This is a genomic window from Psychrobacillus sp. NPDC058041 (assembly GCF_042885655.1).
GTDB lineage: Bacteria > Bacillota > Bacilli > Bacillales_A > Planococcaceae > Psychrobacillus.
In genome coordinates, this window is the sequence record NZ_JBHVRO010000002.1 from 122,706 (window position 1) to 134,677 (window position 11,972).

9 protein-coding genes are annotated in these 11,972 nt (G+C 33.7%); 4 read left to right on the plus strand and 5 right to left on the minus strand.

Going from position 1 to position 11,972, the window contains the following annotated elements; translation table 11 throughout:
- From ACFVR1_RS03125 to ACFVR1_RS03135, 3 genes are all read right to left on the minus strand, one after another.
- On the minus strand, positions 1-477 hold the full coding sequence (locus tag ACFVR1_RS03125; protein WP_387581213.1) for a cupredoxin domain-containing protein: 477 nt from the start codon (positions 475-477) through the stop codon (positions 1-3).
- Between the two features lie 154 nt (positions 478-631).
- Complete coding sequence (locus ACFVR1_RS03130; RefSeq protein WP_387580248.1) at positions 632-754, minus strand: cytochrome c oxidase subunit 2A; 123 nt, start codon at positions 752-754, stop codon at positions 632-634.
- Between the two features lie 173 nt (positions 755-927).
- Entirely contained in the window at positions 928-1,380 is a 453-nt protein-coding gene (locus ACFVR1_RS03135) for a chemotaxis protein CheX (protein ID WP_387580251.1), read from the minus strand.
- Positions 1,381-1,838: 458 nt separating this feature from the next.
- On the opposite strand from ACFVR1_RS03135, the gene ACFVR1_RS03140 reads away from it, so the two are divergent.
- Both ACFVR1_RS03140 and ACFVR1_RS03145 read left to right on the plus strand, forming a co-directional pair.
- A complete protein-coding gene (locus ACFVR1_RS03140) occupies positions 1,839-5,441 on the plus strand; it encodes a dynamin family protein (protein ID WP_387580253.1) in 3,603 nt (1,200 codons plus the stop codon).
- Between the two features lie 7 nt (positions 5,442-5,448).
- The gene (locus ACFVR1_RS03145; protein ID WP_387580256.1) at positions 5,449-6,264 is read left to right on the plus strand and encodes a sulfurtransferase; all 816 of its coding nucleotides are present in this window, start codon (positions 5,449-5,451) and stop codon (positions 6,262-6,264) included.
- Positions 6,265-6,317: 53 nt separating this feature from the next.
- Here ACFVR1_RS03145 and ACFVR1_RS03150 read toward each other — a convergent pair whose 3' ends face one another.
- Positions 6,318-6,686, minus strand: coding sequence for a hypothetical protein (locus ACFVR1_RS03150; RefSeq protein ID WP_387580258.1), 369 nt, complete (start codon positions 6,684-6,686; stop codon positions 6,318-6,320).
- Positions 6,687-7,143: 457 nt separating this feature from the next.
- Between ACFVR1_RS03150 and rlmN the strand changes: the two genes are divergently transcribed.
- The gene (rlmN, locus tag ACFVR1_RS03155; RefSeq protein WP_387580260.1) at positions 7,144-8,211 is read left to right on the plus strand and encodes a dual-specificity RNA methyltransferase RlmN; all 1,068 of its coding nucleotides are present in this window, start codon (positions 7,144-7,146) and stop codon (positions 8,209-8,211) included.
- Positions 8,212-8,405: 194 nt separating this feature from the next.
- Entirely contained in the window at positions 8,406-8,786 is a 381-nt protein-coding gene (locus ACFVR1_RS03160) for a hypothetical protein (protein ID WP_387580263.1), read from the plus strand.
- 1,095 nt (positions 8,787-9,881) lie between these two features.
- Here ACFVR1_RS03160 and ACFVR1_RS03165 read toward each other — a convergent pair.
- Positions 9,882-11,687: a GGDEF domain-containing protein gene (locus ACFVR1_RS03165; protein WP_387580265.1), complete on the minus strand. Its 1,806-nt coding sequence runs from the start codon at positions 11,685-11,687 to the stop codon at positions 9,882-9,884.
- Positions 11,688-11,972 lie beyond the last annotated feature (285 nt).

Below are 11,972 nucleotides of genomic sequence, written 5' to 3' on the forward strand. Positions count from 1 at the left end.
TTACTCTACCACCTTTAACATGGAAGTCATGGAAGCATGCCCAAGTCCACAATATTCGTTACATAATACTAAGTATTCACCAGCTTTATCGACTGTTGTTACATATTCAGATACATAACCTGGCTCAAGAATCATGTTAATATTTGTACCGGCTACCTCAAAGCCATGCACTACATCTTTTGTAGTTGCAATAAACTTAACTTTTGAGCCTAAAGGAATATCGATCTCAGGAGGATTATAGTAAAATGCCGAAGCAACAAAAACAACTTCATAATCCCAGTCTTTACCTTCTACTTTATGGACACCAGGCTTATTGAATGGCGCAATTTCGTCCACTCTTTCAGGATCAACATACACTTTTGCACTTGGCGGGTGAGAGCCATAATGAAATGCACTAAAACCAACCACAACTAAAAATAATACAAGTGAGCTAACACCAAATATTAACCACCATTTTTCATACTTATGAATATGCATCATTTTAAACCTCCGATTTAATTAAATACAACTTAATTTCTTTCAGATAGAAATCTTTTTAAATTCTGTTTTCAGAAGCGGATAGAATAAATAGAATAACCTATAAAGTGTTATCAATTTTAAACTCGTACCTAATAGAAGTATTTTATTGGAGTTAAAATCGATCAATAAACAAGTAAAAAGCCAAGAACCAAGTAACTAAAATGAATGCACCTAAAAATCCTACAGAATACAATGTACCTTTCAAATCCGGGTTTTTTTCGTGTTTTTTCGACATTTACTAACACCTCCTGGGAAAGAGTTCCTGTGTAATTAATAATAAATAGAAATAGAGTGAGATGATGTGATAAATGTCACAATTGAAGGGGATAATGTGAATTAAATGTGAAGAAAAGAGAAGCGTAAACAAATAAAAAAAGACTTTCTCTAAGTGAAAGTCCCTGTAAGTAATTATTCGTCAATTGTTAAGATTATCATTAAATCACCAATGCCAGATATTTCGACAGGTAGCTTAAAAGCATGCTGGAAGCCAAATAATTTAGTGGTTCCAACAATTACTGTAGGAGGGGTAATGTCGATTTCAACATCATTTCCCGCAACAGAAGTACATAAATTACCTGCAATCATATTTCCTAACTCACCTGTAAACGATTCTAGCATTTCACCTTCTAGTGGCATGCCAAACATAGTAGCACCAATAGATGAGAAGCAATTGGCAGTAGAATCTATAATTATTCGTCCTTTAACATCCCCAATTATCCCTATAAGAACAGCCATTTCTTTTTGCTCAAATGGTTGCACCATTAAAGAAGGGGATTTTATTTCCATCGTAAGAGGGATTACAGATTTTAATGATTGTATTGTTCCATTTAGTATAGTTTGTATGTGTTTTGACTCACTCATTCTTTCCCTCCATCTAGTAAAGATGGCTTAATTTTATCATAAAAGTGATCCTAAATGAATACTTTATGTAGAAAATGTCGAAATACTGTGCTATTATTTAAATGAGAATGAATTTCAAGTTCAATTGAAGGGACGATTCGTATGATTCTTTTATTAATTGCATCAACAATCTTATTATATAGTGGGGTTACAGCTTATGTTTTACGCTCAACAACTCCGCATGCAAAATAACAGTATTAAACATTGATGACTTCATTTGTTCTTCTTTAGGAAAGGCAAATTGAGTCATCTTTTTTTATGCTTATTACAACTTGATAAGTTCAAAAGAATACTTTTGTGTTAAAAAATGTGCTCTTGCGCAAGCTCGTCGCAAAAAATATAAGGAACGCTTTTGCGTTCCTTATATTTTTGCTATGATAGGCATATATTGTCGAATTATAAAGGAGATCTACTTTTAAATGGTTAATATTGAAGAGCTAAATAATATAAAAGAGCAAAATGCATTACTTGCTACTTTGTTTCAACATGATAAAGATGAAGAAAGATATGCAAAAGCAAAATTATTTGCTGATAAACTCGAAAAAGGTACGTTTACAATTGCATTTGCAGGGCATTTCTCAGCTGGTAAATCTAGTATGATCAATGCATTAGTTGATGAAAATTTACTTCCAACAAGTCCGATACCAACTTCCGCAAATATTGTGACTGTACAAAAGACGGTTGAAAATTATGCGCTTGTTCACTTTGTTGACAGAGCACCTGTAAAATTTTCAGGTCATTATGATATTCAATTGGTAAAAAAATACTCAAAAGACGGAAGTAAAGTCTCTCAAATAGAAATTGGTCATTCAGGATCTCGTTTGCCTGAGGGGATAACAGTTATGGATACTCCAGGTGTCGATTCTACAGATGATGCTCATCGAATTTCTACTGAATCTGCACTTCATCTGGCGGATATTGTTTTTTATGTGATGGATTATAATCATGTACAGTCAGAGCTTAATTTTCAATTTACAAAGCAGTTACTTCATTACAACGAAAATGTGTATTTAATAGTGAACCAAGTAGACAAACACCGAGAAGAAGAATTATCGTTTGATGCATTTAAACAGTCAGTATCGAGCGCATTTAAAGCTTGGGCAGTCGAGCCAAAAGATATTTTCTATACATCCTTAAAAGATAAAAATTTCGTACATAATGACTTTTTAAAAGTACAACAAATCGTCCAACATTCAATTCAGAATAAAGAACACTATTTTCTTACTTCTGCAAATGCTACTCTTGAGAAGTTAAAGGATGAACATAAGCAGTTTCTAGAAGATGAAAAGGAAATTTGTTTAGAAACATTTGAAGATCAATTATCAGAAGATGAATGGACTAATAAAGAAGAGATAAAAGAACAATTAAAAATATCTCAAAAGCAGATAGAACTTCAGGATCTAACTCTTTGGAAAAAAGCTTTTGAAGAAAAACGGAAAGATATTTTAGAAAATGCCTCTATAATGCCATATGAAATGCGAGACTCCCTCAAATTATTCGCAGAAAGCATGCAGGGCTCTTTTAAAGTAGGATTTTTAGGAAGCAAAAAGAAAACAGAAGAAGAAAGACTAAGAAGGCTTGAAGAAGCAAGACAATTACTTGAAAAGGTAATATCAACAAACATTACGGTTCATTTGAAACAATTAATGAAAGGCATGTTGAAGGATGTTTCACTGTTAACAACTGAACGAACGAATGAAATAGATGAGAAAGTCTTCGATATCTTTTCTACCTTAATTAGTGAGCCGTTACATGATGGAGCTAGTACAACTGGTGATGCAATTCTACATTATGCAAATCGTGTTCAAGATGCGGTTACACGTTATTTTATTCGAGAAACAGACAGTTGGAAAGATCAAACAATGCGTTTTATGAATGAACATCCAATAGAGGAAACAGAAAAAATTGCTCAAAAAACACAAATTTTAAATGAAAAGATGTTGGCAATTCATACAATAGAAGGAATAGATACAAAACTCCATTCATTTGAACTAGCGATAAAAACGCCAGATTTAGCTCTTAGAAGAGAAAGAGATCAATTAATTGTTGAATGGGAAGAAGAAAGACAAAATTTCCGAAACTCCATTACCGAATACGATCCTTCTTTGGAGGTTAAGGAAAAAAGAATAGAAACAATATCATCCTCTTTGGAAAAGACTGAAGAAGAGATACTACTTTCACCAGTTACTGTTTTAAATCGGGCAAATAAAATTGCGGAAGCATTAAAAGAACTTCCAGCTTTCAAAGAAGCAGCCAATGTGATTAAACGAAAGGCAAAACGAGTAGAAAAGCAGCAATTTACGATTGCTCTATTTGGGGCATTTAGTGCCGGTAAATCAAGTTTTTCAAATGCATTAATGGGAGCAAATGTTTTACCAGTTTCACCGAACCCAACAACTGCTGCTATTAACAAAATTCATCCTGTTTCCGAAAAACATCCGCATAATACTGCAGATGTTACTTTCAAATCGAAGGAACAATTATTAGAAGACGTATCGTTTGCTTATAGTCAACTAGGGATAACCGTTACGTCATTAGAAGAAGCTTATGATCAAGCGAGCATGGTGATGAGCCAAGCTGTGACAGCAGAAGTGCATAAGTCTTTTATTACAGCATTTCATACGGGATATCCAACTTTTCAACATCAGCTAGGAAAAGTCCTTCGAGTTTCTGGTGAAGAGTTTGGAAAGTTTGTTGCAGAAGAATCTAGGAGTTGTTTTGTCGACTTTATTGATTTTTATTATGATTGTGAACTGACGAGACTTGGAGTTACTTTAGTTGATACGCCAGGGGCAGATTCTATTAATGCTCGACATACGGGTGTTGCTTTTGATTATATTCGAAATGCTGATGCTGTATTGTTTGTGACTTATTTTAATCATGCATTCGCGAAAGCGGACCGAGAGTTTCTAATACAGCTTGGGCGAGTAAAAGATGCATTTGAACTAGATAAAATGTTTTTCGTTGTAAATGCAATTGATCTTGCAGATACGGAAGAAGAAGCCAATCTCGTAAAGCAATATGTACAGGGTGAACTTCAACGATTTGGTATTCGATTCCCAAGAGTATATGGGGTTTCTAGTTTACAAGCTTTAAAAGAAAAGATGGACCATATAGGACTACACGAAGGAATGGTGCAATTTGAAAAAGCTTTCCATCGATTTTTGGAAAAGGACTTAAAGCAAATTGCTGTCACCTCCTTAGATGAGGAAGCTATTCGTCAGAAGACAAAATTGTATACTTTAATAGAACAGACGGAAACGAATCTTGCTAGAAAAGATGCAAGGCTAAAAGAATTGCGAGAACAAGAACAAAATATACGTAAGCGTTACGCTAACTCATTGTCTTCAGTTGTCATGAAGGAAGCAAAACAAGAGCTTGAAACGTTGTTATATTATCTATTGCAACGTGTGTACTATCGTTTTAACGAATTTTTTAAAGAGGCATATAATCCTTCATTATTTACGAATACACCTGCTAATACGGCATTAGAAGTAGCGTTAAAAGATATACTTGGCATGCTGCGATTTGATTTAGAACAAGAAATGCGAGTGACTAATTTCCGGGTATTGCAATTTATTCAAAAACAAGTAAAACAGTTGGAAAAAGAAGAATTGCGAGTATTAAAAGATTGGAATGCCAGCTTTACATTTACACCCCATGAGAGTGAAAATCGGAATTTATTACAATTTGTAGGTCCTTTTAATGAAATAGCTAAATTCGAAAACGTCAAATCTTATTTTAAAAATACGAAATCATTCTTCGAAAAAAATGAAAAAGAAAAACTGCGGGATGCTTTGTCTGATCAAACAAAAGTAGAAGCTCAAAGCTATTTGAATAAAGAGCAAGAAAGACTTACTCAATGGGTAGAGCAATATGTCGATGCAGAAACGGAATCTATTCGTTTGAAATGGCTTAATGAATCTATTACACAGATTGATGCGGAGCGTAAATTGTTGGAACAAGAAGCAACTCTTGAAAAATGGAAAGAAATCTACTCAAGTATTACAAAAGAAGGGTGATAATAGGATGAGTAAAGTTTTTATCGATTTGAAAGATTTTGGTGCAAAAAATGTCCGTTATATTGATACTCGTTTTGAGCTTGGAAATGGGGATGCAGGTCGAGTGATGTATGAAGCGGGGCATCTTGAAGGGGCTATCTATTGGGACTTGGAAAAGGATTTGTCCGATATGCAAAGTATATACGGTCGTCATCCTATGATTTCAAAAGATAAAATGACCAACCTTGTAGAGCAAGCGGGACTATTAGTGGATGATTCTATTGTCATTTACGATCAAGGTGGATCACCATTTGCATTAAGAGCATATTTTTTATTAGAATGGGCAGGTTTTTCAAATATTCATGTCCTTCGTGAAGGATATGAAGAAGCAAAAAATGTTCTTCCGGTTTCCGATTTAGTACCAAATTATCCCCATACGAATGTAACGTTGAATTGGAAAGATGAACAATACATTGATATAGAAACGGTTAAGAAAATTGTTGCGGGTGAAATAGAGGCTCAATTAATTGATGCTCGTTCTGCTATTAGATATCGAGGGGAAAATGAGCCAATAGATGCTGTGGCGGGACATATTCCAACTGCTCTAAATTTTGATTGGGAGCAATTAAAACAGAATGGAATGTTTTTGAAACAAGATGCTTTAAAAGAAAAATTGAGTGGTTTAACGGATTTAACAAAGCCTGTTATTGCTTATTGTGGAAGTGGTGTTACTGCTGCGCCATTGTATGGGAGCTTAAAGGAAGCTGGATATGATAACGTTAAATTATATGTTGGTAGTTACAGTGATTGGATAAGAGAGCATGAGGTAGAAACCTCTTTGTAAAAATGCAATTTATATGTAAATCAGAGAAAAGGAAGTCATTTGAGTTCCTTTTCTTATTGATTGAAGAGTAATTTTTTATTTACATATGCCCCATCTTTGTTTGCTATTATTTCGGCATAAGGTACCCCAAAAACTGTGTAGGCGATAACCACTGATGAAATGAGCTCTCCATTTTCTTCATCGATGGATTCAATTTCATATGAAACAATTAAAAGCTGATCTAAAGAGTTATTAAACCTATCGCTAGCCATTTTCATGACGTTCATTGCAATATCTCTGCTACTATTGTCCTCATAATCCAAAAAATTTGTTTCTAAGAAGCTAGAAGGCAAAAATGCTAAAATTCCAATTATTAGCATTGCCAATTTTAAGTATGCATGCCTTTTTTTTTGAGAAATAATTTTTTTGTTCTTCTTATACATATTGAACAACTCCAATTCACATTTTGCATCTTAATCTTGTATCAAAGTAATAGTTAAGTGTATTAGTATATTATTCAATGCCTACTGAAATTAATCCATCAACACTAACCACTATTAGGTAGGGAATACAAAGTGTTGAGAAAGCTACATTAGAACAGCCCATTAAACGAAAAGTGGCAGAATCCATTTATGAGCATCGTCTTTACAGTTCTCGTTGATCCGGACGACGCTCGCGCTATTGTTGGGTGTATTTAGGAGAAATGAAACTTTTCAAAGACATTTAACCGCAAGCGAATTTTGTATCTGTAGTTGGACAGTAACTGAGTAAGAAAATATTATGTTTTTTAGAAAAACAAAATAATATCTTTTTAAAGACATTTTAGGTATAATTAATTGTCGTATGTAAACATTTATAGTATAATAGGCGAATTGTATACGAATGAAATGAGGAATATACATGAAAAAATCGATATATGGTCTAACAAAGGACCAGTTAATAGAGTGGTTATTAGAACGAGGACAGAAGAAATTCCGAGCGGAACAAGTCTGGGATTGGTTATACATTAAAAGAGTACAAAGCTTTGAAGAGATGAATAATGTGAACAAAGAATGTCTTCAAATATTAGAGGATAATTTTGTCATTCAAACATTGAAACAGTCTGTAAAGCAAGAATCTGCGGATGGTACGATAAAATTCTTATTTGAAATGCAAGATGGAAATCTAATTGAAACTGTGTTAATGCGATTTAAATATGGTCTTTCTGTTTGTGTAACAACTCAAGTTGGATGTAATATCGGCTGTAGTTTTTGTGCAAGTGGATTACTTAAGAAAAATCGTGATCTAGATTCTGGAGAGATCGTTGGTCAAATTATGAAAGTACAAGAGCATTTAGATAATTTGAACAAGAACGAACGTGTTAGCCACATAGTGGTTATGGGAATTGGCGAACCATTCGACAACTACACCAATCTAATGAGTTTCTTACGTGTTGTAAACGATCAAAAAGGACTTGCAATTGGAGCTAGACATATCACGGTTTCTACTAGTGGGCTTGCGAAAAAAATTATGGACTTTGCCAATGAAAATATTCAAGTAAATCTTGCGGTATCTTTACATGCGCCAAATGATGAGCTTCGTACACGTATTATGGTGATCAATAAAGCGTTCCCAATCGAAAAAGTAATGGCTGCGGTTGACTATTATTTAGAAAAAACTAACCGACGAATTACATTTGAATACATCCTACTTAGAGATGTAAATGATCATGTGGAAGAAGCGCAACAACTAGCGAAACTTCTTGAAAATAAACGTCATTTATCTTATGTGAACTTGATTCCTTATAACCCGGTAGATGAACATGGCCAATATCAGCGTAGTTCCGAAGAATCTATCGGTGCATTCTTCCAAACATTAAAAAATAAAGGTATTAACTGTGGTGTTCGCATGGAACAAGGTACAGACATTGATGCAGCATGTGGTCAACTTCGAAGTAAACAAATTAAAAAAGAAAAAACTACTGTATAAGAAAATAACATAAATAATATTTTTAATTTATTCTGGCATCGCTTTTAGCGGTGCTTTTTCTTTTGCTCAATTGTATTAAACAAAATACGGGGATTTGAAGGTTTGAGTACAAATAATTAAAGGGAAGTAATTCATTTAATTTTTGTGTTGTTAAAAGTAAAATAAAGGAATAGGGTACATGAAGGAGGTTATTAATGAGTAAAGAGAAGTCGAACTCTCAGATTGTATTGGGATTAGTAGGTGTTTTTACTTTGGTAGTTGTAGTAGGAGTTATTGTATATTTTTTTCGTGGAATTACCCAGGATATAGAATGGCTTAGTATAGATAATGTGGATGTTTCTGAAAATACAATTCTGATTAAAGCTTTTAATCCAAATAGTGGACAAATGATCACTGGTTATGACTATACTACAGAAGACAAAACAGTCTCTATAAAACTTAGGGGAACCTTAGTAAATGAATTGGGGAATTCAATATCCGAGGACAACATCGTTATGAATGGAAATTTCTCGAGTATAGAAAAAATTGTCTTACTAGGGAAATCCAATAAGAGTAAAATAATTTGGAACAAATAAATTAGTAAGCCGCATAACCACCATGGTTTATGCGGCTTTAATAATTTTAGATTCAATGCGTAAATGAGTAGAGTTGGTGAAACTTAAAGAAAGTAAATAGCTTCTAATTATAAAGAAGTACAAAGCATCCGAAATTGTATTTTCAATAAATAATAAACGCATCACCACTATGGCAGATGCTTTTTTCGCCTAATTAAAATGTAAGACACTTAGTTAGTTTCATAAATAGCATTTAATTATTAAAACATAAACAATACTAAATTTATTGATTGGAGCGACAGGTGGCGACTCCATCGGGATTAATGAGAAAGATGAGCCATTACAAACGACGCGAATGCGGCGGTGATGGCTCATCGCTCACCCCGCGGAAACATACTAACATAAGTAGCACAGACCACAGCCATGGTCTGTGCTACTATTTTTTTATAGTAGAAGTGAAGTGAAGTCGAGCGGACGTGGGGATCTTAGAACCCGTAGAAGGAAACCGATTCACTTCACACCCTTATTTGAATCAGTTTAGTATGTTGGATACCTTGCGAAAAAACTGAAATTCGTTAGGTCTGTTTTGCATGCAAATTAGAAAGAGAAAATCCTAATAAAGTAATTAATTTTAAGGTGATTATTGTTAAGTTCCCTTGTTCAGTGTTCATTGTTGCTTGGAGTGCAGGTGCTCGACTCCTGCGGCAATAGCAGATGTTTTTCTGCACCGAAAGCGAAGCGGCAGGTGCATGAGCCTTGAGACCCCGCAGGAAGCGAAGCGAACGAGGAGGCTAAAGCCATGCCCGCGGAAAGCGAGCGCCGGAACGGAAAGCAACAACTCGTTGAATGGATTACTATATTTAATTTGCTTTTTATAGAAATTACTCTTGACTAGAGGTAAGAAAGCATCCGCCTTTAGCGGAAATCATGTTGATTTATGAAGAGTATATTATACATATTCATAGATTTCACTTTATTATTGTTCGTGTTTTATGCTCTAAATTTGAATTATGAAATTGATTCACTTAATAAAGATAAAAGTAAATGATGTAAAAATCAAAACCAAAGTCATCAAACTTTCTTCAATCGACAAATCATTACTGCCTTGTAATTAATTTATCTTGAATGCTTGAACGATTGCGAGTGTTTAAAGTTTCGTGAATCTTTCTGTAAAGGTGCTTGTAACAGGTATTTGCTTCCAGATAGTTGTTTGCATTGTTTTTTTAAGTGACTTGCCTTTTCCGCTAATTCATAAGTAGATAAGACGTTTTTGTTAGTGATTCCAGCGATGGAAATAGTTAGTAATGGGAATCGTTCATCGATGCCATGCCGATTTTTTGAAATAATTCTTCCTTTTAGTAAATCATGTGCATTGTAAAAATGTTCTATGGATGCATCAAAATCTCTAATTATTTTTTCGCAAAATTCATGACTTTTGGAAGATGGTACAATCATGATGAAATCATCGCCACCAATATGTCCTATAAAATCATCAGTTTGGGTATTTTCCTTTAATATTTCAGCTAGTCGCATAATGACCTTATCGCCTTTTTCAAAACCGTAAACATCGTTGTATGGTTTAAAGTTATCGATATCAAAGTAAAGTACGGTATAGTTTATCTGCGAATCAACACATTTTTGCAGTTGTTTTTCAATCATAATGTTACCAGGTAACTCAGAAAGTGGATTTAAATGTTTTGCGTAGTCAATTTCTAGCTGCATACTTTTTTCGAGTAAATCCTTAACGGTAACAACTCCAAAATATTGATCTTCTTTTGTAATGGTAATGAAGTCATATAAATGAATAGGATCACGATTCATCGCTATTTTTGCCACAACATCTATAGGGGTCGCCGCATCTACTTTCATATAGCTCCTATTCATAATTGCGGTGATTGGTTTTGTATTATATAGACTATATCCATACGGCCCGCTAAATTTCAAATGTAGTTTATTTCTCGTAATGACGCCAATTAATTTATCTCCATCTTTTATACAAAAACCGGGTAAGGCATCATTGGCCTCCATTAATTTGCTTACTTTGAAAATAGGGGTATTACTAGAGATTGTTCGTAAAGGAGTCGCAATATGTTCGATGGAAGTATCTGTTAATCGACCAGAGCTAACCATATTTCTTTTTAAACTTTCTTCCTCAATTAACATTTTCAACTCTTCACGTATAGGCAAAATTTCAACATTTGGTTTCTGAATGAAATAACCTTGACCAAAATGGACACCAATTTGGATAAGAGTAAGTAATTCCGCATTCGTTTCAATACCTTCAGCAATAATATGTATTTGTGAATAATTAGCAAATTCACTCAAACTTTTTACTAGAAGTTGCTTTGTTCTATCTTTATCAATATCGCGAATAAGCTTCATATCTAGTTTAATAAAATGTGGTCGAACATCTGTAATGACATTTAATCCAGAATAGCCTGACCCTACGTCATCAATGGCAATTTGGAAAAATTGTTTTTTATAATGATCAACCGTGTTAATAAAGTCCTTTAAATTATTTATTGCTTCTCTTTCAGTGATTTCAAAAACAATGGAATCGGAATCCATATGGAATTTACTTAAAAATTCTTTCGTAAAACCTTGTTTGAACTTAGGGTCATTCATAATATTGGGATTTACATTTAAAAAAAGAATCCCTTTCGCTTTTAATTGATGAGCTTGTTTTAATGCGTTTCCTCTACATAAATTTTCAAGCTCCCAAAGTTGACCGCTTTTCATTGCATAATCAAATAGTTTTTCAGGATTTTGTAAAACAGTATTTTCAGGACCTCGAGTTAATGCTTCATATCCATATATTTGACCACTATGAAGAGAAATAATAGGCTGAAAAACGGTTTGAATTGCTCTTTCTTCTATAATGTATGAAAACAAATCCTGCAAATCATTATCTTCAATTGTCATAATGAAATCCTCCTAAAAACAAACCCAGTAATCTAATCTATAGTATAAATTAGAGAAATGTTGTCAATGTAAATTTAGCGTTAAATTTTCATTACCAATTAAATTTGAAGAAGCTTGTTGCTATAGATTAACAACAGTTGAAAGTTTTTTATATGGTTACTAGAATCTTTGTACAAAAATTAAACTTAAACATAGGATACTTCGTTAGTTTCGAGTGAATTATCTTTTGGGGGAGAAAAAACGAAAAAAAGTGCATCGCTATCTAGGCTGATGCGTTTTTTAGTT